The organism is Pseudomonas sp. MYb13 (assembly GCF_002980075.1).
In the GTDB taxonomy this organism is placed as follows: domain Bacteria; phylum Pseudomonadota; class Gammaproteobacteria; order Pseudomonadales; family Pseudomonadaceae; genus Aquipseudomonas; species Aquipseudomonas lurida.
Window position 1 is genome coordinate 37256 of record NZ_PCQI01000018.1, and the last position, 22574, is coordinate 59829.

Sequence of the window (22574 nt, forward strand, 5' to 3'; positions counted from 1 at the left end):
TTCAGTGCCCTGGGGGGCGGAGCTCGGCCAGGCGTTGTTCGAGGAAGCGTTGCTCCGGGACCTGCTGGGTCAGTGACAGCGCTTTTTCGTAGGCCGCTCGTGCCTCTTCGACACGCCCCAGTTGCCGGCAAAACTCCCCCCGGGCCGAATGCGCCAAGTGGTAATCCAGCAACTCGCCGCGCGCCAGAATCCTCTCCACATGCTGCAACCCCGACAGCGGCCCATCCCGCATGGCCACCGCCACCGCACGGTTAAGCTCGATCACCGGTGACGGTACTGCCCTGAGCAATACATCGTAGAGCCCGACGATTTGCGGCCAGTCCGTCTCATCCGCGCGCGTGGCTTCGGCATGCACCGCCGCGATGGCCGCCTGCAGCCCATACGGGCCAAAACCCCGAGTACTCAGCGCTTGTTCCGCCAACGCGCAGCCTTCGGCAATCAGGGACACATCCCACAGTGATCGGTCCTGTTTATCCAACAACACCAACGCGCCGTCCGCCGAGGTGCGCGCCGCGCGGCGGGATTCATGCAACAGCATCAGCGCCAGCAACCCCATGACTTCAGGCTCAGGCAGCAGCTGCATCAACAGACGCCCCAGGCGAATGGCTTCGCGGGTCAACGCCTCGCGCGTCAGGTCAGCGCCCATGGACGCCGAATACCCTTCATTGAACACCAGGTAGATCACCCGCAGCACACTGTCGAGACGCTCGGGCAATTCGGCCACGGACGGCACCTGATACGGGATCCTGGCCTCGCGGATCTTGCCCTTGGCCCGCACGATACGTTGGGCAATGGTGGCTGGCGTGGCCAGGAAAGCGCGGGCGATTTCCTCGGTAGTGAGGTCGCAGATCTCACGCAAGGTCAGCGCTGCCTGGGCGTCGGCCGCCAGCGCCGGGTGGCAGCAGGTGAAGATCAGGCGCAGGCGGTCGTCTTCCACGTCTTCATCACTCCAGTCAGCCGCCTCCAGCGCGTCGGCCTGCTCCTGCAGCAGCGGGGTAAAACGCGCCTGGCGGCGCAGACGGTCGATAGCCTTGAAGCGCCCGGTCGATACCAGCCATGCGCGAGGATTGTCCGGTACGCCGTCCAGCGGCCAACGTTGCACCGCGACAAAAAATGCTTCGTGCAGGGCTTCCTCGGCCAGGTCGAAATCGCCGAGCACGCGAATCAGCGTCGCGAGCACCCGGCGTGATTCGCTGCGGTAAATGGCCTCGACCGAGAGGGTCAATCGCGCATGCCCTGCGTCACCAGCGTCACCAGGCGGTCGAGGCTCTGGCCCCAGCCATCGTGAAAGCCCATGGCTTCATGGGCCTGCTTGTCTTCGGCACGCCAGTGCATGGCGCGGGCGGTGTAGAGCGTCTTATTGCCTTCGACTTCCTGCAGCGTCACTTCGGCGGTCATGAACGGCTTGCCCGACGGAATCCAGCCCGGCGTAAACGCATCGGTAAACACCAGCCGCCGTGGCGCGACGATTTCCAGGAATACACCCTGGGTCGGGTACTCGGCACCGTCGGGCGCGCGCATCAGCGTACGAAACAGGCCACCGACCCACAGGTTCATTTCGCACTCGGGGGTAGTCATACCGTGGGGGCCCCACCATTGCTGGAGCAAGGCGGGTTCGGTCCAGGCGCGAAACACGCGGCTGCGCGGTGCATCGATCAGGCGGCTGATGGACAGCTCAAACTCGGCAGGTTGCGTAGACATGGGGTTAACCTCTTGGGTCTTATGGTTATTGTTCAGAGATTCAATTCGCGCACGGGGCGCACTTCCACACTGCCGACCCGGGCGGCCGGAATGCCACCAGCCACCTGGATCGCTTCGTTCAAGTCCCGCGCCTCGATCAGGTAGAAGCCGGCGAGCTGCTCCTTGGTTTCGGCGAACGGCCCGTCGGTGATCGACAGCTTGCCATTGCGCCTGTGCACAGTGGTGGCGGTGCTCACCGACTCCAGCGCTTCGGCGGCGAGCATACGGCCACTGCCGTGAATGGCTTCGGCGTAAGCGTGGCATTCCGGGTCCTTGGGGCTGTCGGGCAGACTGTGCAGCAACGCTTCGTCGCTGTAGACCAGGCACAGGTATTTCATGGCGTTCTCCGTTTTCGGACTACTGACTATAGATCGCGGCGGTCAAGGTTTCAGGTCGAACAGACCGGCGCCGGTTTCCATGTCGAAAGGTGCAGACCAGTGCTCATGCACCACTTTCCATTCACCGTCGATGCGTTGATAACCGGCGGTGACGCGCATCCAGCAGGTCTTGAGCACGCCGTCCGGCCCGGTGCCACCGCAGTGGGCGAGCCAATGGGCGAAGGCGCTGTCGTCTGCGGCGACGATATGCAGCTCATGAAAATCAAACACACCGGGACCTGGGCAGAACTCCATGCAGGCCTTCCAGTGTGCCTTGTAAGCAGCCTTGCCCTTGAATTGCAGGGCGTTAACGGCGTCGAACGCGACGATGTCGTCGGCGTAGAAACTGACAATCTTCTCGACATCCTTGGCGGTGACGGCGTGCTTCCAATGCTCGATCAGGGTGTTGATGGCAGTGCTCATGGTGATACTCCTTGGGTGCTTCTGGGCATGAAAAATCACGAAAGACACCCTTAGTCGAATGGCCCAACGGCCAATCGACAGCCCGTGGAAAAATAATTTCGCCCTCGGCAAACCCGTTTAGAATCCACGCTTGTTTGTAGGATTTCGGATACGCCACCGATGCAAACCCGCCTCGTCCCCTATGAAACGCTGAGCCTTGTGCAGAAACAGCAACTCGACACCCTGCAAGTGCATCCCGAGCAACTGGCGTATTCCGGTGATATCTACTGCGCGCTGAACAGCCTGTTGGTCAACCCTAACCCCGGCGCCATCAAAGGCTTCGCCCTGCTCGCCGACGACTTGCCCGTGGCCTTCCTGCTGCTCAAACGCCCACCCTGCCTGCCCCATTGGGCCGATGAGCACAGCGCGACCTTGCATGCCTTGCAGGTCGATCGGCATCAACAAGGGCGCGGATTCGGCAAGGCCTGCCTGCAAGCCCTGCCGGCCGTGGCACTGCAAGCGTGGCCGCAGATCAAGGGCCTGGAACTGTCGGTGGACGCGGACAATGTGGCGGCGATGGGGTTGTATCTAGGGGCTGGTTGGGTGGATAGCGGGGAGGCGTATAAGGGACGGATTGGGTATGAGCGCCGGCTGGCGTTGTATTTTGGACGATAAGGAGGCGGTAAGCATGCTGACAACCCTTGAACAACTCGAAACCCTCTACGGCCGCCCTCACGAGCGTGCCGTGCGCAAGGAAATCCCGTTTCTCAACGAGGACTACCAGGCCATGGTGCGCGCCTCGACGTTGGTGGTGGTGAGTTCGTCCGGGCCGGACGGCATCGACGGTTCGCCGCGCGGTGATGTACCGGGGTTTGTGCGGATTGTGGATGAGCGCACCCTGGCGATTCCGGACCGGCCGGGGAACAACCGCGTGGATACCTTGCGCAACCTGGTGCAGGACCCGCGTATTGCATTGCTGTTCATCATCCCGGGAATCGGCGAGACCTTGCGCGTGAACGGTCGCGCGCAGATTTCCATCGACCCGCAGCTGCTGGAGAGTTTTGCAGTGAATGGCAAGCCGGCGAGGTCGGTGATTCTGGTGCAGGTGGAGGCCGCGTATTTCCACTGCTCCAAGGCCTTTGTGCGCTCGGATTGCTGGAACCCGGAGAAGCATCTGGATCGCTCGGCATTGCCGTCGGCGGGGGCCTTTCACAAGCGGCTCAATGATGGGCAGTTTGACGCCGAGGCATATGACCGGGAGATGCCGGAGCGCGTCAGAAATACGCTGTATTGATGCACCTGCAGGAACCGGCTAGCCGGCTCCTGCAGCGCTCGGTCAGCCTCTTTCGCCTATCGGCAACCAGATCTCCACCGTCCCGGTGCCCTTGCGTGCGTCAAAATCGGCGCTGTATCGCTCGAAATCCGCGCCCATCACCTTGTAGCCCGAGTGCGGCAACCACTCGAACATGATGCGCTCGTAGGTCTGCTCCAGCGCCTGCACCGGGCCGTAATGCGGAAACACAGCATAGTTGAGCGGCGGAATTTCGATGAACTCGAAGTTGCTGGGCACGTCGCCCTTGGTGGGGACTTCGACACCCGCCAAATAGTCGAATTCGCCCTGTTTGGGGTTGTGGCAAACACCATAGGTCACGCCACCAACGCGCTGTTTGATGTCCTTGATGCAGGTGTCGAACAACTCCCACAGTTTGGGGATATCCCCCACGGTGGCCTTCGAATAACGCCCTTGCACCCCGGCGATCACCAGGGCTTTTCCAGCTTCCATGCGTGGCTCTAACGGTTGTTTTGTCTGCTGATCCATACGAACAGTCTCCTTCTTATGAGGGAACAAACCCGCATCGAGTATAGGGGCATATCCACGCTGTACTCCATGCAGAAAATTTTCCTGCGCATCTGGACAACTGGCCATCATCGACCGTATTGTCTGCCCCGCAGGCCACCGCAGTGGCCGACGTCGCTCGGACGGTTCCGGGCGCTTACGTACTCTCGAGGCAACAATGGCCGACCAAGGTTCGCCGCGCCGCTTTGCGCGCATAGATCGACTCCCCCCTTACGTGTTCAATATCACTGCCGAGCTGAAGATGGCTGCGCGTCGGCGCGGCGAAGACATCATCGACTTGAGCATGGGTAACCCTGACGGCGCCACGCCTCCCCACATCGTGGAGAAAATGGTCACCGTCGCCCAGCGTGAAGACACCCACGGCTACTCCACGTCCAAAGGCATCCCACGCCTGCGCCGGGCAATCTCGCGCTGGTACAAGGACCGCTATGAAGTGGACATCGACCCCGAGTCGGAAGCCATCGTCACCATCGGTTCCAAGGAAGGCCTGGCCCACTTGATGCTGGCCACCCTGGACCAGGGCGACACGGTACTGGTGCCCAACCCGAGCTACCCGATCCACATCTACGGCGCGGTGATTGCCGGCGCCCAGGTGCGGTCGGTGCCACTGATTCCGGGCGTGGATTTCTTCGCTGAGCTGGAACGGGCGATTCGCGGTTCGATCCCCAAGCCCAAGATGATGATCCTGGGCTTTCCGTCCAACCCCACCGCGCAGTGCGTGGAGCTGGACTTCTTCGAACGCGTGATCGCGCTGGCCAAGCAGTACGACGTGCTGGTGGTGCATGACCTGGCCTATGCCGACATCGTCTACGACGGCTGGAAAGCCCCGTCGATCATGCAGGTGCCTGGCGCCAAGGACATTGCGGTGGAATTTTTCACCCTGTCCAAGAGCTACAACATGGCCGGCTGGCGCATCGGTTTCATGGTCGGTAACCCGGAACTGGTCAACGCCCTCGCGCGGATCAAGAGCTACCACGACTACGGCACCTTCACCCCGCTGCAGGTGGCGGCGATTGCGGCGCTGGAAGGCGACCAGCAGTGCGTGAAAGACATCGCCGAGCAGTACCGCCAGCGTCGCAACGTGCTGGTCAAGGGCCTGCATGAACTGGGCTGGATGGTCGAGAATCCGAAGGCGTCGATGTACGTCTGGGCGAAAATCCCCGAGCAGTATGCCGCCATGGGTTCGCTGGAGTTCGCCAAGAAGTTGCTGCTGGAGGCCAAGGTGTGTGTGTCGCCGGGCATCGGCTTTGGCGAGTATGGCGATGATCACGTGCGCTTTGCGCTGATCGAGAACCAGGACCGCATTCGCCAGGCGGTGCGGGGTATTCGCGGGATGTTCCGGGCAGATGGGCTGGTCACCAAAGCCTGACCCCAACCACCTGCTGGAATGTGGTTGAAACTGTGGGAGCGGGCTTGCTCGCTCCCACAGTTGGACTGGGTTTTCACCCCCAGCTTGATGGTGTGACGGTTAGACCACCAACGACAGCAGCATGATGAAAATCAACGCCACGATCGACAGAATCGTCTCCATCGCCGTCCACGTCTTGAACGTCTCGGCCACGGTCATGTTGAAGTACTGCTTCACCAGCCAGAACCCCGCATCGTTGACGTGAGACAGGATCAACGAGCCTGCCCCCGTCGCCAACACCAGCAACTCGCGGTTAACCCCCGGAATCATCCCCACCACCGGCACCACGATGCCCGCGCCCGTAATGGTCGCCACCGTTGCAGAACCGGTTGCCACGCGAATCACTGCCGCCACCAGCCACGCCAGCAGGATCGGGTTGATCTGTGCGTTCACTGCCATATGGCCGATCACATCACCCACGCCGCTGGTCACCAGCATCTGCTTGAACCCGCCACCGGCGCCAATGATCAGGATGATCGCGGCGGTCGGCGCAAGGCTGGCGTCGAGCAGCTTGAGGATCTGCTTGGAATGGATGCCCTGGCGATGGCCGAAGGTGTACAGCGACAGCAGCAATGCCAGCAACAATGCGGTGATCGGGTGACCGATCATGTCCATCCAGTTGCGCACCACGTTGCCTTCGGCGAACGCGATGTCGGCGAAGGTTTTCAGCAGCATCAGGAACACCGGCAGCAGCACAGTGAGCAGGGTGATGCCGAAGCTCGGCAGGTCTTTGTTCTCGGGCTCGCGGGCCAGTTGATCGACCAGTTCCTGGGACGGGTTGCCCGGAATGTACTTGGCGATAAACGTACCGAAGATCGGACCGGCAATGATGGCAGTCGGCAGTGCGACGATCAGGCCGTACAGGATGGTCTTGCCGATGTCCGCGCCAAATACGCCGATGGCCAGCAGCGGGCCCGGGTGCGGTGGCACCAGGCCGTGTACCGCCGACAGGCCGGCCAGCAGCGGGATACCGATCTTGATCAGCGACACACCGGTGCGGCGTGCGACGATAAACACCAGCGGGATCAGCAGCACAAAGCCGATCTCGAAGAACAGCGGGATGCCCACCAGGAACGCGGCAAACATCATGGCCCACTGGACTTTCTCTTTGCCGAAGGCGCGGATCAGGGTCTGGGCGATCTGATCGGCGCCGCCGGATTCGGCCATCATCTTGCCGAGCATCGTGCCCAGCGCAAGGATGATGCCGACAAAACCGAGCACCCCGCCGAAGCCGTCCTGGAACGCCTTGATGATCTTGTCCACGGGCATGCCCGAGGTCAGGCCGAGGAAACCGGCCGCGATGATCAGTGCAATGAACGGGTGCACCTTGAACTTGGTGATCAGAACGATCAACCCGATGATAGTAACTACTGCGTCTAGCAGCAGGTAAGACTCGTGGGACATGCCAAACATGGGGGGTCTCTCCTGTTTGTTGTTGTTATTAAAGCGGGTGTTGAATTTCCTGCCGGGGATAGCGCTATCTTTTCCGGCAAAAAATTATTTGGATGGTTCAAAACCGTGTTGCAGCCACCAGGCGTTGGTCTGCTCGGCCAGTTCCTCGACACTGTCTTCACTGGCGTTGAGGGCCAGGGTCAGCGGCTCGCCCTTGGGCGATTCCAGGGTGGCGAACTGGCTGTCGATCAGGCTCGCCGGCATGAAATGGCCGGGGCGATGGGACACGCGGTCGGCGGCCACGGCACGGGTCAGCTCCAGGAAGACGAAACCCAGGCCCGGCGCAGCTTCGCGCAAATGGTCACGGTATTTCTTTTTAAGGGCGGAACAGGTGAGCACGGGATGCTCGCCCGCTTTGAGCGAACGGCGCAGTTCATCGCAAAGGATGTCGAGCCAGCCGGCGCGGTCGTCGTCGTTGAGGGGGTGACCAGCGCTCATCTTTTCAATGTTGGCTGCGGGGTGAAAGCTGTCGCCTTCAATCGCGGTGGCGCCGTTCAGGCGGCACAGGGCCTCGCTGACGCTGGACTTGCCACAGCCGGAAACACCCATGATGACCAGGGCAGTAACAGGTTGACTCATGAAACACCTCAGGACGCAGATAGCGCTACCTTTGCACGCTGTAAGGCTAGTGCAAAAACAGGCTTTTCCCGCGCCGTCTTGTCTTTTTTTATGGAGTGACGCGTGCATCCTCTCCAATCGTTTGAACCGGATCAGGCAACCCAGCGTTCAAGAATTTGCAGCCATTTGGAGACAGCGCTACCTTAGTGCCTCGATTTTTGTTTGGCAAGCCGCCTGATGACCTCCAAGAACGATAAAAAATTGCGCACCACCGGTCGCCCGACCCTTAACGAAGTCGCCCGCTTGGCCGGTGTCAGCCCGATTACCGCCTCCCGAGCGCTGCGTGGCATCAGTACCGTTGCCACCGAGCTGGTGGAAAAGGTGCAGCACGCCGCCGCTGAACTGAACTACGTGGTCAACCCCGCCGCCCGCGCCCTGGCCTCGGCCCAGAGCCATTCGGTGGTGGTGTTGGTGCCTTCGCTGTCCAACCTGCTGTTTATCGAAACCCTCGAAGCCATCCATCAAGTGCTACGGCCCAAGGGCTTTGAAGTGCTGATCGGCAATTCCCACTACTCGCGCGACGAAGAAGAAAACCTGCTGCGCAACTACATGGCCTACCAGCCACGGGGTTTGTTGCTGACCGGGTTTGATCGCACCGAAAGCGCCCGACGGATGGTCGAGGCCAGCAATGTGCCCTGCGTCTATATGATGGACCTGGACCCCAACGCCGGCGTGAACTGCGTGGGGTTTTCGCAATTGGCGGCGGGTGAGACGGCGGCGGCGCATCTGCTGTCCCGAGGGCGCAAGCGCCTGGCGTACATCGGCGCGCAGTTGGACCAGCGCACGTTGCTGCGCGGCGAAGGGTTCCGCCGGGCGCTGCAACAGGCGGGCATGTACGACCCGGCGCTGGAATTGCTGACGCCGCGCCCTTCCTCCGTGGGGCTCGGTGGCGAATTGTTCCTGCAACTGCTGGCCGCTCATCCGGATGTGGATGCGATCTTCTTTGGCAACGACGACTTGGCCCAAGGCGCCCTGCTGGAAGCCATGCGCCATGACATCAAAGTGCCGGAGCGCGTGGCGGTGCTGGGCTTCAACGACTTGCCGGCGTCATCGTTCATGGTGCCGCGCTTGAGCAGCATCAGCACCCCGCGTGAGGCGATCGGCCGGCGTGCCGCGGAGCATTTGTTGACGATCATGGCCGGCAACAAGGTCGCCAAGCCGGTGGTGGATATGGGCTTTGAGTTGCAGGTTCGGGAGAGTACGTAGGGCGCAGCTGACATAAAGCGATGGACCAACACGCCCCGCGCTGTTAAGCCCTGCTCCCACAGTTTTTACTGTGCCCACGCCTCCTGCCCCTGCTAGATTGGTCTTTCTCCACATGCCAGGGAAGCACCATGGGACACTCACTGAAAATCTTGGGCCGCACGTCCTCCATCAACGTGCGCAAAGTGCTCTGGACCTGCCAGGAACTGGGCATCGACTGCCAGCGCGAAGACTGGGGCATCGGCTTCAAGCCCACCCAGTCCGCCGAATTCCTCGCCCTCAACCCCAACGCCCAAGTGCCGGTGCTGATCGACGACCATGGCGTGCTGTGGGAATCCAACACCATCTGCCGCTACTTGGTGAACCTCTACCAGCGCCATGACCTGCTGCCCGCCGAGCCAGCACCGCGCGCCCGGGTCGAGCAGTGGATCGACTGGCAAGCCGTCGAACTCAACCGTGCCTGGGGTGACGCCTTCACGGCCTTGGTGCGCAACAACCCGGATGGCCTGGACGCGTCGCAGATAAACGCCGCCGTAGAGCGGTGGAACGACAAGATGGGCATCCTCGAGCAGCAACTGACGAAGACCGGCGCCTACGTGGCCGGCGATGAATTCACCCTCGCCGATATCCTGATCGGTCTGTCGGTGCACCGCTGGCAGATGACGCCCATGGAGCGGCCGCCCTACCCCGCCATTGCGGCGTACTATCAACGCCTCGGTCAGCACGCTGGCTTCAAGACGTTCGCCCTCGACGGCCACAACTAACCCCAAGGACCCCAACGTGAAAGGACTCAACGTACTGCTCACCGGCGCCTGCGGCAGAATCGGCAAGACGTTTTTCGAAGCCTCGAAGGACCGCTACCGCTTCACCCTTACTGATCGCATCGCGCCGGACTTCAACCTGGGCGAGCACCGTTTCGTGCACGCCGACCTCAGCGATAAATCCAGCCTCGCCACGCTGCTCGAAGGCATCGACGTCATCGTGCACCTCTCGGGTATTCCCCATGCCAGCGCCGCGTTCGATGACCTGCTGCCCAACAACATCCTCGCCACCACTTACCTGTTCGAGGCCGCCGTGGCCGCCGGGGTGCAGCGCGTAGTGTTCGCCAGCAGCGCGCAAACCATCGAGGGCTACCCGGTGGACCGCCAGATCACACCTGGCATGCAGGTGATGCCCGCTAACCTGTATGGCGTGAGCAAATGCTACGGCGAAGCGCTGTGTGGCTACTACGCCGCGAAAACGCCGCTGTCGACGATTGCCCTGCGCATCGGCGCCTTCGAAGTCCCGGAGACCCACGACCTCAACAACGCCCGTGACCTCAGCGCCTGGCTCAGCCCGCGGGATGCGGTGCAGCTGCTGCAGCGCTCGGTGGAGGCCGAAGGGGTGAAGCACCTGATCGCCCATGGCATTTCCAACAACCGCTTCAAGCGCCTGGACCTGAGTGAAACCACCCGGGTGCTGGGCTACCAACCGGTGGACGACGCTTTCCAGACCTTCGAGATTCCCATCGCCTTCTGAACACACGCCATAAAACCCTGAAACATAACGCCGGCGCGCAATAAATCAGCGAATCGGCGTACCAACGGGCGCAACTTCACACGCGCCTATTTCCGTTAGCACGCTAAGATTCCAGGTCACTGCCCCTGGAATACGCCCATGTCGACACTCACCGCCTCCGCCACCGACGGCATCGACCCCATCCGCGCCGCCCAGATCAGCGCGCGCATCGACCGCCTGCCTGCCGTCGCCACCATCTGGCGCCTGGTGGCGTTGCTGTCCATCGGTGGTTTTTTCGAGCTGTACGACCTGTTCCAGACCGCCTACATCAGCCCCGGCCTGATCAGCGACGGCATTTTCCACACCGGCAGCGAGGGCGTATTCGGTTTCTCGGACCAAGCCGCCTTTGCTGCCGCGACCTTCCTGGGACTGTTCCTGGGTGCCAGCCTGCTCAGCCCCATCGCCGACCGTTTCGGTCGGCGGGCGATCTTCACTTTCGCGTTGATCTGGTACACCGTCGCCACCGTGTTGATGGGTATCCAGACATCAGCGTTGGGCATCATCTGCATGCGTTTCCTGGTGGGCATCGGCCTGGGCATCGAGTTGGTGACCATCGACGCCTACCTCTCGGAACTGGTGCCAAAGCGCATGCGCAGTTCGGCGTTTGCCTTTGCGTTTTTTATCCAGTTCCTGTCGGTGCCGGCAGTGGCATTGATGTCGTGGTGGCTGGTGCCCCAGGCACCGTTCGGCGTAGCGGGCTGGCGCTGGGTGGTGCTAAGCAGTGCGGTGTTTGCGCTGTTTATCTGGCAACTGCGCAAGCGCCTGCCGGAATCACCGCGCTGGCTGGCGCAGAAAGGCCGCTTTGCTGAAGCCGGCAACATCATGGACAGCCTGGAAGCGCGCTGTCAGAAGGATCACGGCAAACCGCTGGATGAACCCGAACCAGAAGCCGTCGGCATTCAGGGCAGCGGTCGCTTTGCCGATATCTGGCAACCACCGTACCGCCGACGCGCATTGATGCTGATCGTGTTCCATGTGTTCCAGGCCATTGGCTTCTTTGGCTTCGGCAATTGGTTGCCGGCGTTGCTCTCGGGCCAGGGCGTCAGCGTGACCCACAGCTTGCTCTACGCCTTCATCATCACCCTCGCCTACCCGCTGGGGCCACTGCTGTTCGTGAAGGTGGCCAATCGCTTTGAAAACAAATGGCAGATCGTCGGCTCGGCCCTGGGCGCGATGATCTTTGGCAGCCTGTTTGCCCTGCAGACTACCGCCGTGGGCCTGGTGATTTGCGGCGTGATGATCACTTTCTGCAACGCCTGGCTGAGCTTCAGTTATCACTCGTACCAGAGCGAGTTGTTCCCCACCAACATCCGCGCACGCGCGGTGGGCTTCTGCTACTCGTTCAGCCGCTTGTCCACGGTGTTCAGCAGCCTGTTGATCGGCTTTATCCTCGAACACCTGGGCACGCCGGGCGTGCTGGCCTTCATTGCCAGCAGCATGCTGATCGTGATGATCACCATCGGTTGGTTCGGCCCGCGTACACGTAACCTGGCGTTGGAGAATATCGCCCATTGACAAGGCGCCCTGCGCATCACCTACACGTCTGTACCTGTGACCATTGACAGTAGGCGCTCTGTGCCGGGGCTCGCTAAATGGCTGTCACGGTTGCACATCAAGCGCGCCTCACAGGGAGTTGGATCATGGGCAGGAACATGAATTTCTCTCCAGCAGCGGGACGTTGACCATTGAGGCGGGCTCCCCGGGGTGGCTAAGAGGCCGCTTGCGATCCATAACAGATGCCAAGAGTGACAGCCCCGAAGCCATCATTACTGGCTACTTTTATGTGAAGGATATTGAAGGTGTGACCCGCTAGCGCCGGCGCAGCCCCCCCTTTTCGTTGTGCCTCCGGCAATAATTGTCCACCCACGGGAAAATTATTGCCGGTGCGGCGCGCGCTTGACCCGATAAACCGGGCATTTGCTCTACGGCACGCAATTTGCTCAACCTGAGGCACCTACCATTTCCCCAGGTGACCGATCATGCTGGTTAATAACAACACCCAAGCGGTGTCGACCGTTCAACAGATCAAACGGCCCGACATGGACCCCGCCAACGCCGCCGCCAGCGCGCTGTACAGCGGCGCCCTGCAAGCCGCGCAGCAAAGCGTGACCGTGCCGGCCGCGCAGAAGGAATTGGACAAGGCCACCGACCGTATCGACGAAGCCTTCGCCAAGACCCGTGTGCAGTTGCAGACCACCGCGTCGACCAGCGATGTGCCGGCGACCAACGCCACCTCCAGCGCGCGCTCGGAGTTTACCGACTACATGAGCAAATCCCCGGCCGAGCGCATCCGTGAGCAATTGCTCAAGGAGCAGGGTTTGACCGAAGCGGACGTGCAGAACATGTCCCAGGAAAAACAGGATGCCATCTCCAAGCAAGTGGCCGAGCGCTTGAAGCAGCAGCAAGAGCAGCAAGTAGCGGCGAAAACCGCTGACCCGCAGGCGCGGACGGTAAAAGAAACCCTGGCCGCGATCTAAGCCACACCGCAGATCAAATGTGCAAGCCGTCCCGTGTGGGAGCTGGCTTGCCTGCGAGAGCATCACCTCGGTCCATCAGGCAGACAGGGCTGTGTGCATCGCAGGCAAGCCAACGCCCACAGCGATTGTGGTGATCAAACTGACAATGTGTTCATTGCAACTGCAACGTCGAATTGAACTGCCCAATCGCATCCACCACATGCCGTGACCCTTCCTGGATCTCCAGGATCACCTGCCCTGCTTCATTCGCCAACTCCACCCCAAGCCCCGTACGGCTCAAGCTCGACTGCATGCTCGAGACCGCGCTCAACGACAGGTCGTGGTTCTTGCGCACTACATCGACGATCTCCACGGTCGCCTGGCTGGTGCGTGCCGCCAGGCTGCGCACTTCGTCGGCCACCACCGCAAACCCACGCCCGTGCTCACCAGCTCGCGCCGCTTCAATCGCAGCGTTGAGCGCCAGCATGTTGGTCTGCTCGGCAATGCTGCGGATGGTCTGCACGATGGCGCCGATGATGTCCGACTGTTTGCTGACCGCGTCGATACTCTCGGCCGCCTGGTTCAGGTCGTGGGAGATAGCTTCGATGATCTGCACGGTTTGCTGCACCACTTCCGACCCCTTGCGTGCGCAGGCATCGTTTTGCACCGAGGTGGCGTGGGCCGAGTCGGCGGCGGTGCGCAGGGTGGAGACCTGCTCGGTGATGTCGCTGGCGAACTTCACCACTTTGTACAGGCGACCATTGGTGTCGAAAATCGGGTTGTAGGAAGCTTCCAGGAACAGGGTCTTGCCGTATTTGTTTTTGCGCTCGAAGCGGTGCGAGTGGTATTCGCCGCGGTTGAGGGACGCCCAGAACGCCTTGTAGGCCGGCGACTCCACCTCGTTGCGGTGGCAGAACAGGCTGTGGTGCTGGCCGACGATCTCTTCCAGGGAGTACTGCACGGTTTTCAGGAAGTTGTCGTTGGCCTTCAGGATCTGGCCTTGGGGCGTGAACTCGATCACCGCCATGGAGCGGCTAATGGCGTCGATCAGGCTCTGGTTTTCATGTTCGTGGTGGACCCGTGCGGTAATGTCCGACGCGACTTTGATCACGCTCTGGACGTGATTGTCTTTGTCCAGCACCGGCATGTAGCTGGCTTCGAGCCAGACCTCCTGGCCATGCTTGTTCAAGCGCATGAACGTGTCACTGAGGGCCTCGCCCCGCGCCAGGTCGCGCCACAGCTTGGCGTAGGCGTCGGTATGGGTGTAGGCCTCGTCGCAAAACAGGCGGTGGTGCTTGCCACGGATCTCCTCGGCGCTGTAGCCCATGGTTTTGCAGAAGTTGTCGTTGGCATCGAGGATCACGCCACTGGGGTCGAACTCGATCATGGCCATGGAGCGGCTGATGGCGGCGAGCTTGGCGTTGGATTCGGTGAGTGCGCAGGAGAAACGTTCGATTTGTTGCAGGTCGGATTTGTGATGGCGGTTGAACATGGTCAGATCACCCTAGATTCCCGGCGCCCGGAAGGCGCATTCCATTCATTTGTTGGCTATTGCTGGCACACCTTCTTGGGGAAATAACCATCCGAATCGCTTTATATGCCAAGCGTCATCAACGGTTCTGGCTGAGCATAGACAGGGCTTGGCGCTATGCAAGGCCACTAGTCAGCCAGCATTTTTAACAATGCCGTGGTGGCCGCTGACGGCGCACGGGATGGCGAACCGACCAAGGCAAATTCGCGGTGCAGTGGCACCGTCAACGGCATCACGCGCAGTCCCTTGCGCTGGGCTGGCAGGGCCATCTCCGGCACCAGCGTGACGCCGACGCCTTCACGCACGAGGCTGAAGGCGCTGTTCCATTCACGCACTTCCACACGTATATCTCGCAGGGAAAGCCCCGCTGCAGCGCCCAGGCTGCGGGCATTGGCGGTGCACCCTCCCGTGGCGAGCACGAAGGGTTGTTCGAGCAGTTCCTCAAGGGACACGCCGGCCTCGGCCGGGCGCTGCGCCAGTGGATGATCCGTCGGCAGCACGGCCATCCAGAAATCACGCCCCAAGACGGTGGCATTGCGCTCGGGCTTGGGGTTGAGCACCACGCCCAGGTCGATCAGGTCGGCGTCGAGCAGGGTCAGCACCTCGTTGTCGGTGACATCCAGGGTGGTGACCTCGATACCGGGATACAACTGAGCAAAACGCTGCAACAACGGCGTGAGAAAGGTCGCCAGCACCCTGGGGAAACTCGCGATGCGAATCGTCCCGCGCAACATGGGCCGGGCCTCATCCACGGTACTGCGGATCGCCTGCAACGCCCTCAGCATCACCCGCGCCTGCTCGATCACACTCAGGCCCAGCGCGGTGGGCAAGGTCCTGCGCGGCTCACGGGTAAACAGTTGCGCGCCCAGCGTTGCCTCCATGCCAGCCATGGCCTGGCTGGCCGCAGACTGGGTCATGCCCACGCGCTCGGCGGCGGCAGTAATACTGCCGTGATCGGCCACGGCGACCAGCAGGCGCCAGTGCATCAGGTTCATCATGACAGTCGCTGTCCTTATGGCAGGGGTCTAAACGTTTAATTTTACGCAAGGTGCCATGCCCGTGAGACTGGCGCAAATTCAACGGAGCTGCCCCAGATGAAACTCTATTACGCCCCCCACGCCTGTTCCCTCGCCCCTCACATCGTGCTGCGCGAATTGGCGATGCCGTTCGATCTGGTACGGGTCGATAACCAGGCCAAGACCACCGCCGATGGCGAGGACTTCCTGAAGATCAACCCCAAGGGCTACGTCGCGGCGCTGAAGCTGGACAACGGCCAGGTGTTGACCGAAGCCAGCGCGATCCTGCAATACCTGGCCGACCTGAAACCCGCCGCGGGCCTCGCCCCGGCCAATGGCAGCTGGGAACGTGTGCGTTTGCAGGAATGGCTGAACTTTATCGCCACCGAAGTTCACGGCGGGTTGGCGGTGTTCTTCAACGGCGCCGTCCAGGGCGAGGTGAAAGCCTCCTTCCAGGCCACGCTGTTCAAACGTTTCGCGGTGCTGGTACAAACCCTCGCGCGCCAGGACTACCTGTTGGGGTCGCAGTACTCGGTGGCGGATGCGTACCTGTTCGTGGTGCTGCGCTGGGCGGCGTTCCACGCTATCGACCTGGGTGAGTGGCCGGCGCTGGCAGCGTTTCAACTGCGAGTGGGTGAGCGGCCTGCGGTGATTGCCGCCCTGGCAGCAGAAAGCCAATGAGCTGAATTGCAATCAACCCTGTGGGAGCTGGGGTGCCTGCGGTAGCGGTGGGTCCGTAGACGCGTCACTGACAGGTAGACCGTTACGCAGGCAAGCCAGCTCCCACATGGACCGCGTAACCGTGCTAGCTATACGGCGAAGGGGCGACATGGGCTGATCAACCCCAGGCCCAGCCAGTGGCTATTCGTAACTCAGTGACCGAACAGGCCTGTCTCGGATTTCTTGGCTTTCTTGTCGGCGCGTTTTTCATCCGCGGTCTTCGCCGGTTTTTTCTTCGCGGCTTTCTTTGAATCCATACCTTTGGCCATGACGCATGCTCCACTTACAGGGGATGTAGCATTGGGTATACCACCTATTGCCCGGCAGAAGGCGCTTATAATCCCCGGCCCTTGATAAGGCTTGCCTGAACACCATGCCCCCATTGCACATCGAACCCCTGGCAGAGCCGCTGTGGCCGCTGCTGAACAAGTTTTACCGCCGCCACAATTCGTCCATGAAGGCGCTCAAGGGCGGGCGTCTATGGGTGGCGCGGGAGGGCGAAATCGTCGCCGGGCTGTGCCTGACACCGGTCGTCGGCGGGCAGTGGCTGACCGGGGTGTTCGTGGACCCCGCCTATCGTGGCCAGCGGCTGGCGGCGCGGGTGATCGAGGCGGCGGTGGCCAATGTCGAGGGGACGGTGTGGCTGCTGTGTCATCCGGACCTGGAACGACTGTATCAATCCATGGGTTTCACCCAGGACACGCGGCTGCCGCAGTCCCTCAGCGAACGGCTGGTGCGCTACAAGCGCAACAAACCGATGATTGCGATGGGCTTAGATCGTTTGGTGAGGTCGACCTCGAATAATGTGTGATCAGCGCGTACAGGGCCCATGCTAGCCTCGGCGGCACAGTGGCCCTCTACAGGATGATCATGAAAACGACGCTTGCAGTTCTCTCCCTCACCGCCCTGCTCGTCCCGGTCTTGAGCCAGGCAGCCGACGCACCGATCAGCGCCCAGCAGTACCAGAGCGTGCTCGCTGGTAGCTGGCGCGACCCGGCCAATAGCGCGCGCGATGGCTACCGCCATCCGCAACAGACGTTGGAATTCTTTGGTTTGGCTGCCACGCAGACCGTTATCGAGATCACCCCTGGTGGCGGTTGGTACAGCGAAGTGCTGGCGCCGCTGCTCAAGGATCACGGGCATTACATTGCAGCGGTGCAGGCGGCGAGCAGCAGCGCCTACGCGCGCACGTCCGAAGAGAACCTGAAGAAGAAATTCGCCGCCGACCCCACGCGCTACGGCAAGGCTTCGGTGGTCGAGTTCGACCCCAAGGCGCCGGTGTTCGGCAAACCCGCATCGGCGGATGCCGTACTGACCTTTCGCAATGTGCATAACTGGGTAGAGGCTGGCACCGCACCGGCCACCTTCAGCGCGTTCTACCGCGTGCTCAAGCCCGGCGGCGTGCTGGGCGTGGAAGACCACCGGGCCAAGGACGGCGCGGATCTGGAGGCGATCAAGGACAGCGGTTACCTGACCACCGCGCAGGTGGTGAAGCTGGCAACGGATGCCGGGTTCAAGCTGGCGGGGCAAAGCGAAGTGAATGCCAACCCGAAGGACACCCAGGACTATCCGGCTGGGGTGTGGACGTTGCCGCCGACGTTGAGACTGGGAGAGCAGGATAAAGCGAAGTATGTGGCGATTGGCGAGTCGGATCGGATGACATTGAGGTTCGTGAAGCCGGCGAAATAACCTGACATGAAACGCATTGCAATTGTGGGAGCGAACCCGCTCCCACAATTCGCACTCATGGGGCCTGGACGCTAGTCGTCGGCGCTGGGGTCCATGTCCGGGAACATCACTTCGATAAAGCCGAATTTGCTGAAGTCGGTAATCCGCGACGGGTAGAGCCGACCGATCAGGTGATCGCATTCATGCTGCACCACCCGCGCATGGAAACCATCGGCAAACCGCACGATAGGCTCACCCTTCGGATCAAAGCCTTCATAGCGAATCTGCTGGTAACGGTCCACCGCGCCACGCAGGCCGGGCACCGAGAGGCAGCCTTCATAGCCCTCCTCGAGCACCGGGCTGAGTGGGGTGATCAGCGGATTGATCAAAATCGTCTGCGGCACCGGCGGCGCGTCCGGGTAGCGTTCGCTGGCCTCGAAACCGAAGATCACCAATTGCAGGTCGACACCAATCTGCGGTGCGGCCAGGCCGACACCGCCCACGTGCTCCATGGTCTGGAACATGTCATCGATCAATTGCCACAGCTCGGGGCTGTCGAACATTTCCGGCGGAACCGGAGGCGCGATACGCAGCAGGCGCTCGTCGCCCATTTTCAGGATTTCACGGATCATCGATCAGACTTCGTCGGTAGTGGGCTTGGAGTGGTCCCGGCCGAGGCCTGAGACATGCTGTTTCTCATCGGTATGGCCAGGCTCTTCGAACTCTTTCTCACCCGGGTCCTTGCCCTCGGCAGACATGTGTTCGATCACCGCGTTCATTTCCGCGCCCAGCAACAGCACGGCGGCGGAAATGTAGAAATACAGCAGCAGCACGATGATCGCGCCGATACTGCCATACATGGCGTTGTAGTCGGCAAAGGTTTTGACGTAGTAGCCAAAGCCCAGGGACGCGACGATCCACACCACCACCGCCAGCACCGAGCCTGGGGTGATGAAGCGGAATTTCTGCTCGACGTCCGGCATCACGTAGTACATGAGAGCCACGGCAAACATCAGCAGGATCACGATCAACGGCCAGCGCAGGATGGTCCACAGGGTCACCACGAACTCCTGCATGCCGATCTGCCCGGCCAGCCATTCCATCACTTGCGGGCCGAGCACCATCAGCGCGGCAGCGGCCAGCAGCATGCCCGCGATGCCGACGGTGTAGAAAATCGACAGCGGAAAGCGCTTCCAGATCGGCCGGCCTTCGACCACGTCGTAGGCGGCGTTCATCGCGCTCATCATCAGGCGCACGCCAGCGGAAGCAGTCCACAGCGCAATCACGATACCCACCGAGAGCAGGCCACCCTTGGACTGCTGCAACTGGTCGATCACCGGGTTGACCTGCTCCAGGGCCTGGGGCGGCAACACCAGTTCCGACTGCATGCGCAACCAGGTGAAGAAGTCGGGCAGGTGCAGGAAACCGATCAGGGCAATCAGGAAGAGCAGGAAGGGAAACAGCGAGAACAGCATCTGGTAAGCCAGTGCCGAGGCGTAGGTGGGCATTTCGTCATCGACGAATTCCTTGACGGTGCGCACCAGTACTTTGTGCAGCTTGAGACCATCGAGAACCGGGAAAATCATAGCGTCTCCTTTCGCCGCAAAAAGGTTGGGTTCGTGGGCGACTCAGGGGCCGTTTTCTACATCAAGGTAGCCTATTTGGCGACCTCGAAACAATTTCGAAACTTTATTCACTGTGTTTGACACAAAAACGGCCATCCGTGGATGGCCGCGTGGCTGCGCATTCGCAGTCAGCCGGGTCAGGCTTTGTCGATGGTTTTCTTCACAGCATCTTTAGCCTTGCCGACGGCTTGCTGAGCTTCGCCTTTCTTTTCCTGAACCTTGCCTTCGGTCTGCAGCTTGGTGTTGTCGGTAGCTTTACCCACACCTTGCTTGATGTTGCCGACGGCTTCGTTCGCCAAACCTTTTGCCTTATCCGCAGTGCTGCCCATGGTATTTCTCCTAAGAACAATCAAGGGTTTTTGGTCATTACGTAAAGATTGACCCGAGGCCGTTCGGCAGAGTTTCAATTATTTTTCGATAGGCATTTCATCGCAGGCCGCAGGTTTGGCTTTATGTTTTGCAGCCAACCCACGAGAATGCCCGGCACATTCAGGCTATAACGCTGAATAACAGATCCCGTAGGAAGGTTATGAAACTCAATAAAGCTCAGGCCATCGCCCGCAGAAACACCGAACTGGGCGGTGCCGTACTCGGCGTCAACAACTGCCATTTCACTGACCTGGACCGCAAACGCAACATCTGGTGGTTCGACCTGCCGGTGGGCCGTATTGCCGTGGGCCAGTACGAGTGGATCCACCTGTTGATGCACAACGCCGAGACCGACCAGTTGCTGCACCTGAAGGTGCCGACCGCGTACCTGCGTGAGAAGCTCGAAGGCCTGGTGGTGCGCAATGCGGGCAAGCGCAAGCCGGAGATCACCCTGGAGTTGAGCGCGGACAAGGATTCGTTCTTGAAGGATGTACGCCCGGCGGGTGCTGGCGTGAGCTTCGCGCAGTTCGCCGTGTAGGAACGCGGTTGAGCACTGTGGGCGCTGGCTGGCCTGCTCCCACAATGGGTTGCACTTCAAGGTGCGAATCCAGCGCCCAATAAAAAGCCCCGCATCTGCGGGGCTTTTTGTTTCGGGACGGGTTACTTTTTCAGGCCCAACTTCTTCAACTCTTCATCACGCAACTCACGCCGCAGGATCTTGCCCACGTTGGTGGTCGGCAATGCGTCGCGGAATTCCACGGCCTTGGGCACCTTGTAGGCGGTGACGTTGGCGCGCATGTGCTCCATCACCTGGTCCTTGGTGAGGGTCGCGCCCGGCTTGACCACGATAAACAGCTTGATGTGCTCCCCGGACTTCTCGTCCGGCACACCGATGGCCGCGCACTGCAGCACGCCCGGCAGGCCTGCCAGCACGTCCTCCAGTTCGTTCGGGTACACGTTGAAGCCCGAGACCAGGATCATGTCCTTCTTGCGGTCGACGATGCGCATGTAGCCGTCAGGCTGGATGATGGCGATGTCACCGGTCTTGAGCCAGCCTTCGCTGTCGAGCATTTCGTCGGTGGCGTCCTGGCGCTGCCAGTAGCCTTTCATCACTTGGGGGCCCTTGACGCACAGCTCGCCGGTCTCACCCAATGCGAGTTCGGTACCGTCGTCGGCGATAACTTTGCACACGGTCGACGGCACCGGGATGCCGATGGTGCCGATCTGGATATGCTGGATCGGGTTCACGGTGGCCACCGGGCTGGTTTCGGTCATGCCGTAGCCTTCGCAGATGCCACAACCGGTCACGGCCTTCCAACGCTCGGCCGCCGCCAACTGCAGGGCCATGCCGCCCGACAGGGTGACTTTCAGCGCGGAGAAGTCCAGCTTGCGGAACGCCTCGTTGTTGCACAGCGCCACGAACAGGGTGTTCAAGCCGACAAAGCCGCTGAACTTCCACTTCGACAGTTCCTTGACCATCGCCGGCAGGTCGCGCGGGTTACTGATCAGGATGTTGTGGTTGCCGATCAGCATCATCGCCATGCAATGAAAGGTGAACGCGTAGATGTGGTACAGCGGCAGCGGCGTGATCAGGATCTCGCAACCTTCGTTGAGGTTGGAACCCATCAGCGCCTTGCATTGCAGCATGTTGGCGACCAGGTTGCGGTGGGTGAGCATCGCGCCCTTGGCCACGCCGGTAGTGCCGCCGGTGTATTGCAGCACGGCCACGTCACCGCTGGCCGGGCTGGCGTCGCTGACCGGTTGACCGTGCCCCTTGGCCAGCACGTCGTTGAACTTGATCGCCTTGGGCAGGTGGTAAGCCGGGACCATTTTCTTCACGTACTTGATGACGCTGTTGATCAGCAGACGCTTGAGTGGCGGCAACAGGTCGGCGACTTCAGTGACGATCACGTGCTTGACGGCGGTCTTGGGCACGACCTTTTCCGCCAGGTGCGCCATGTTGGCCAGGCACACCAGCGCCTTGGCGCCGGAGTCGTTGAATTGGTGTTCCATTTCCCGCGCGGTGTACAGCGGGTTGGTGTTGACCACGATCAGGCCGGCGCGGATGGCACCGAACACAGCGACCGGGTACTGGAGGACATTGGGCAGTTGCACGGCGATTCGATCGCCGGGCTTCAAGTCAGTGTGCTGTTGCAGGTACGCGGCGAAGGCGCCGGACAATTCGTACAATTCACCGTAGGTGATCGTCTTGCCCAGGTTGCTGAAAGCCGGTTTGTTGGCGAAGCGCTGGCAGGACTGCTTCAGTACCGCCTGAATATTCGGATACTCGTCTGGATTGATTTCTGCAGCAATCCCGGCGGGGTACTTATCCTTCCAAAAGTCTTCGTTCATGGAAGCCCACTCCTCAGCGACGTCAGCGACGCGAATTCATCATCGCATTTGATGCGATTATTATTGGTGTATGTTTTTTTAGGTGAATCTGGCGCTTTCAAGCAGGCCGAGACGTCACAAAGCGCGCCGAGAGTAGCAGCTTTGCCAAGGGCCGCCTAGAGCCAAAGGGGGGCCCTACAGTCATAATCACGACTGTCCTACAATAATTGGTCACGGTTTAAA

25 protein-coding genes and 1 pseudogene are annotated in these 22574 nt (G+C 60.9%); 12 read left to right on the plus strand and 14 right to left on the minus strand.

What is annotated here, in order from left to right; genetic code table 11:
• Position 1: 1 nt before the first annotated feature.
• From CQ002_RS24135 to CQ002_RS24150, 4 genes are read right to left on the minus strand one after another with little or no spacing between them, the layout of a single operon-like run.
• Positions 2 to 1225 (minus strand): RNA polymerase sigma factor, encoded by a 1224-nt coding sequence (locus CQ002_RS24135; protein WP_105162767.1) that lies wholly within the window; start codon positions 1223 to 1225, stop codon positions 2 to 4.
• Complete coding sequence (locus CQ002_RS24140) at positions 1222 to 1701, minus strand: SRPBCC family protein (protein ID WP_034108959.1); 480 nt, start codon at positions 1699 to 1701, stop codon at positions 1222 to 1224. Before CQ002_RS24140 ends, CQ002_RS24135 begins: the two co-directional genes overlap by 4 nt.
• A gap of 32 nt (positions 1702 to 1733) precedes the next feature.
• Positions 1734 to 2078, minus strand: coding sequence for a YciI family protein (locus CQ002_RS24145; protein WP_105162768.1), 345 nt, complete (start codon positions 2076 to 2078; stop codon positions 1734 to 1736).
• Positions 2079 to 2120: 42 nt separating this feature from the next.
• Positions 2121 to 2540 carry a nuclear transport factor 2 family protein gene (locus CQ002_RS24150; protein WP_069078113.1) on the minus strand — a complete coding sequence of 140 codons (420 nt, stop codon included), beginning with the start codon at positions 2538 to 2540 and terminating at the stop codon, positions 2121 to 2123.
• A gap of 159 nt (positions 2541 to 2699) precedes the next feature.
• Here CQ002_RS24150 and CQ002_RS24155 point away from each other — a divergent pair, with 159 nt between their 5' ends.
• Together CQ002_RS24155 and CQ002_RS24160 are read left to right on the plus strand one after the other, a co-directional pair.
• Positions 2700 to 3194: an N-acetyltransferase gene (locus tag CQ002_RS24155; RefSeq protein WP_098467277.1), complete on the plus strand. Its 495-nt coding sequence runs from the start codon at positions 2700 to 2702 to the stop codon at positions 3192 to 3194.
• 13 nt (positions 3195 to 3207) lie between these two features.
• Complete coding sequence (locus tag CQ002_RS24160) at positions 3208 to 3813, plus strand: pyridoxamine 5'-phosphate oxidase family protein (RefSeq protein WP_105162769.1); 606 nt, start codon at positions 3208 to 3210, stop codon at positions 3811 to 3813.
• A 42-nt stretch (positions 3814 to 3855) separates the two neighbouring features.
• On the opposite strand, the gene CQ002_RS24165 is transcribed toward CQ002_RS24160, so the two are convergent.
• The gene (locus tag CQ002_RS24165) at positions 3856 to 4338 is read right to left on the minus strand and encodes a GyrI-like domain-containing protein (protein ID WP_069078115.1); all 483 of its coding nucleotides are present in this window, start codon (positions 4336 to 4338) and stop codon (positions 3856 to 3858) included.
• Between the two features lie 196 nt (positions 4339 to 4534).
• On the opposite strand from CQ002_RS24165, the gene alaC reads away from it, so the two are divergent.
• Positions 4535 to 5746 carry an alanine transaminase gene (alaC, locus tag CQ002_RS24170; protein ID WP_034108971.1) on the plus strand — a complete coding sequence of 404 codons (1212 nt, stop codon included), beginning with the start codon at positions 4535 to 4537 and terminating at the stop codon, positions 5744 to 5746.
• Positions 5747 to 5845: 99 nt separating this feature from the next.
• Here the strand turns inward: alaC and CQ002_RS24175 are convergent, their stop codons facing one another.
• Entirely contained in the window at positions 5846 to 7198 is a 1353-nt protein-coding gene (locus CQ002_RS24175) for a GntP family permease (RefSeq protein WP_034108973.1), read from the minus strand.
• Positions 7199 to 7282: 84 nt separating this feature from the next.
• Positions 7283 to 7816 (minus strand): gluconokinase, encoded by a 534-nt coding sequence (locus tag CQ002_RS24180; protein ID WP_034108975.1) that lies wholly within the window; start codon positions 7814 to 7816, stop codon positions 7283 to 7285.
• Positions 7817 to 8029: 213 nt separating this feature from the next.
• Between CQ002_RS24180 and CQ002_RS24185 the strand changes: the two genes are divergently transcribed.
• The 5 genes from CQ002_RS24185 (at position 8030) to CQ002_RS24205 (ending at position 13092) form a co-directional block, all read left to right on the plus strand.
• A complete protein-coding gene (locus CQ002_RS24185) occupies positions 8030 to 9061 on the plus strand; it encodes a LacI family DNA-binding transcriptional regulator (protein ID WP_164403696.1) in 1032 nt (343 codons plus the stop codon).
• 128 nt (positions 9062 to 9189) lie between these two features.
• Positions 9190 to 9822 (plus strand): glutathione S-transferase family protein, encoded by a 633-nt coding sequence (locus CQ002_RS24190; protein WP_069078117.1) that lies wholly within the window; start codon positions 9190 to 9192, stop codon positions 9820 to 9822.
• Positions 9823 to 9838: 16 nt separating this feature from the next.
• Positions 9839 to 10576, plus strand: a complete 738-nt coding sequence (locus tag CQ002_RS24195; protein WP_034108981.1) for an NAD(P)-dependent oxidoreductase — start codon at positions 9839 to 9841, stop codon at positions 10574 to 10576.
• Positions 10577 to 10714: 138 nt separating this feature from the next.
• Complete coding sequence (locus tag CQ002_RS24200; RefSeq protein ID WP_069078118.1) at positions 10715 to 12130, plus strand: MFS transporter; 1416 nt, start codon at positions 10715 to 10717, stop codon at positions 12128 to 12130.
• A 464-nt stretch (positions 12131 to 12594) separates the two neighbouring features.
• Positions 12595 to 13092 carry a hypothetical protein gene (locus tag CQ002_RS24205; RefSeq protein WP_034108987.1) on the plus strand — a complete coding sequence of 166 codons (498 nt, stop codon included), beginning with the start codon at positions 12595 to 12597 and terminating at the stop codon, positions 13090 to 13092.
• Between the two features lie 151 nt (positions 13093 to 13243).
• Here the strand turns inward: CQ002_RS24205 and CQ002_RS28985 are convergent, their stop codons facing one another.
• The 3 genes and pseudogenes from CQ002_RS28985 to CQ002_RS24215 form a co-directional block, all read right to left on the minus strand.
• Positions 13244 to 13816 (minus strand): methyl-accepting chemotaxis protein, encoded by a 573-nt coding sequence (locus CQ002_RS28985; protein WP_371919470.1) that lies wholly within the window; start codon positions 13814 to 13816, stop codon positions 13244 to 13246.
• Positions 13790 to 14563, minus strand: a pseudogene (locus tag CQ002_RS28990) (PAS domain-containing protein); the annotation flags it as partial. The gene CQ002_RS28985 and the pseudogene CQ002_RS28990, both read right to left, overlap by 27 nt.
• Before the next feature lie 167 nt (positions 14564 to 14730).
• Positions 14731 to 15600 carry a LysR family transcriptional regulator gene (locus tag CQ002_RS24215; RefSeq protein ID WP_105162770.1) on the minus strand — a complete coding sequence of 290 codons (870 nt, stop codon included), beginning with the start codon at positions 15598 to 15600 and terminating at the stop codon, positions 14731 to 14733.
• Positions 15601 to 15696: 96 nt separating this feature from the next.
• Here CQ002_RS24215 and gstA point away from each other — a divergent pair, with 96 nt between their 5' ends.
• The 3 genes from gstA to CQ002_RS24230 all read left to right on the plus strand — a co-directional run bounded on the left by gstA (position 15697) and on the right by CQ002_RS24230 (position 18027).
• Complete coding sequence (gene gstA, locus CQ002_RS24220; protein WP_034108992.1) at positions 15697 to 16299, plus strand: glutathione transferase GstA; 603 nt, start codon at positions 15697 to 15699, stop codon at positions 16297 to 16299.
• A gap of 412 nt (positions 16300 to 16711) precedes the next feature.
• Positions 16712 to 17149 (plus strand): GNAT family N-acetyltransferase, encoded by a 438-nt coding sequence (locus CQ002_RS24225; protein WP_034108993.1) that lies wholly within the window; start codon positions 16712 to 16714, stop codon positions 17147 to 17149.
• Between the two features lie 59 nt (positions 17150 to 17208).
• A complete protein-coding gene (locus tag CQ002_RS24230) occupies positions 17209 to 18027 on the plus strand; it encodes a class I SAM-dependent methyltransferase (protein ID WP_034108994.1) in 819 nt (272 codons plus the stop codon).
• A gap of 71 nt (positions 18028 to 18098) precedes the next feature.
• Here the strand turns inward: CQ002_RS24230 and def are convergent, their stop codons facing one another.
• The 3 genes from def to CQ002_RS24245 form a co-directional block, all read right to left on the minus strand.
• On the minus strand, positions 18099 to 18638 hold the full coding sequence (gene def, locus CQ002_RS24235; protein WP_034108995.1) for a peptide deformylase: 540 nt from the start codon (positions 18636 to 18638) through the stop codon (positions 18099 to 18101).
• A 3-nt stretch (positions 18639 to 18641) separates the two neighbouring features.
• Positions 18642 to 19592, minus strand: coding sequence for a YihY/virulence factor BrkB family protein (locus tag CQ002_RS24240; RefSeq protein ID WP_034108996.1), 951 nt, complete (start codon positions 19590 to 19592; stop codon positions 18642 to 18644).
• 176 nt (positions 19593 to 19768) lie between these two features.
• Positions 19769 to 19960 (minus strand): CsbD family protein, encoded by a 192-nt coding sequence (locus CQ002_RS24245; protein ID WP_010208215.1) that lies wholly within the window; start codon positions 19958 to 19960, stop codon positions 19769 to 19771.
• Between the two features lie 200 nt (positions 19961 to 20160).
• On the opposite strand from CQ002_RS24245, the gene CQ002_RS24250 reads away from it, so the two are divergent.
• Complete coding sequence (locus CQ002_RS24250) at positions 20161 to 20538, plus strand: hypothetical protein (protein ID WP_034108998.1); 378 nt, start codon at positions 20161 to 20163, stop codon at positions 20536 to 20538.
• Positions 20539 to 20660: 122 nt separating this feature from the next.
• On the opposite strand, the gene fadD1 is transcribed toward CQ002_RS24250, so the two are convergent.
• Complete coding sequence (fadD1, locus tag CQ002_RS24255; RefSeq protein WP_034109000.1) at positions 20661 to 22352, minus strand: long-chain-fatty-acid--CoA ligase FadD1; 1692 nt, start codon at positions 22350 to 22352, stop codon at positions 20661 to 20663.
• Between the last annotated feature and the right edge of the window lie 222 nt (positions 22353 to 22574).

What these genes read in the sequence shown, in the direction of transcription:
- CQ002_RS24225 (WP_034108993.1), top strand. Translation starts at nt 16,712, where the DNA reads ATGCCCCCATTGCACATCGAACCCCTGGCAGAGCCGCTGTGGCCGCTG.
- CQ002_RS24200 (WP_069078118.1), top strand. Translation starts at nt 10,715, where the DNA reads ATGTCGACACTCACCGCCTCCGCCACCGACGGCATCGACCCCATCCGC.
- CQ002_RS24140 (WP_034108959.1), bottom strand. Translation starts at nt 1,701, where the DNA reads ATGTCTACGCAACCTGCCGAGTTTGAGCTGTCCATCAGCCGCCTGATC.
- CQ002_RS24245 (WP_010208215.1), bottom strand. Translation starts at nt 19,960, where the DNA reads ATGGGCAGCACTGCGGATAAGGCAAAAGGTTTGGCGAACGAAGCCGTC.
- CQ002_RS24150 (WP_069078113.1), bottom strand. Translation starts at nt 2,540, where the DNA reads ATGAGCACTGCCATCAACACCCTGATCGAGCATTGGAAGCACGCCGTC.
- gstA (WP_034108992.1), top strand. Translation starts at nt 15,697, where the DNA reads ATGAAACTCTATTACGCCCCCCACGCCTGTTCCCTCGCCCCTCACATC.
- CQ002_RS24165 (WP_069078115.1), bottom strand. Translation starts at nt 4,338, where the DNA reads ATGGATCAGCAGACAAAACAACCGTTAGAGCCACGCATGGAAGCTGGA.
- CQ002_RS24215 (WP_105162770.1), bottom strand. Translation starts at nt 15,600, where the DNA reads ATGATGAACCTGATGCACTGGCGCCTGCTGGTCGCCGTGGCCGATCAC.
- fadD1 (WP_034109000.1), bottom strand. Translation starts at nt 22,352, where the DNA reads ATGAACGAAGACTTTTGGAAGGATAAGTACCCCGCCGGGATTGCTGCA.
- CQ002_RS24160 (WP_105162769.1), top strand. Translation starts at nt 3,208, where the DNA reads ATGCTGACAACCCTTGAACAACTCGAAACCCTCTACGGCCGCCCTCAC.
- def (WP_034108995.1), bottom strand. Translation starts at nt 18,638, where the DNA reads ATGATCCGTGAAATCCTGAAAATGGGCGACGAGCGCCTGCTGCGTATC.
- CQ002_RS24240 (WP_034108996.1), bottom strand. Translation starts at nt 19,592, where the DNA reads ATGATTTTCCCGGTTCTCGATGGTCTCAAGCTGCACAAAGTACTGGTG.
- CQ002_RS24205 (WP_034108987.1), top strand. Translation starts at nt 12,595, where the DNA reads ATGCTGGTTAATAACAACACCCAAGCGGTGTCGACCGTTCAACAGATC.
- CQ002_RS24230 (WP_034108994.1), top strand. Translation starts at nt 17,209, where the DNA reads ATGAAAACGACGCTTGCAGTTCTCTCCCTCACCGCCCTGCTCGTCCCG.
- CQ002_RS24180 (WP_034108975.1), bottom strand. Translation starts at nt 7,816, where the DNA reads ATGAGTCAACCTGTTACTGCCCTGGTCATCATGGGTGTTTCCGGCTGT.
- CQ002_RS24155 (WP_098467277.1), top strand. Translation starts at nt 2,700, where the DNA reads ATGCAAACCCGCCTCGTCCCCTATGAAACGCTGAGCCTTGTGCAGAAA.
- CQ002_RS24250 (WP_034108998.1), top strand. Translation starts at nt 20,161, where the DNA reads ATGAAACTCAATAAAGCTCAGGCCATCGCCCGCAGAAACACCGAACTG.
- CQ002_RS24190 (WP_069078117.1), top strand. Translation starts at nt 9,190, where the DNA reads ATGGGACACTCACTGAAAATCTTGGGCCGCACGTCCTCCATCAACGTG.
- CQ002_RS24145 (WP_105162768.1), bottom strand. Translation starts at nt 2,078, where the DNA reads ATGAAATACCTGTGCCTGGTCTACAGCGACGAAGCGTTGCTGCACAGT.
- CQ002_RS24175 (WP_034108973.1), bottom strand. Translation starts at nt 7,198, where the DNA reads ATGTTTGGCATGTCCCACGAGTCTTACCTGCTGCTAGACGCAGTAGTT.
- alaC (WP_034108971.1), top strand. Translation starts at nt 4,535, where the DNA reads ATGGCCGACCAAGGTTCGCCGCGCCGCTTTGCGCGCATAGATCGACTC.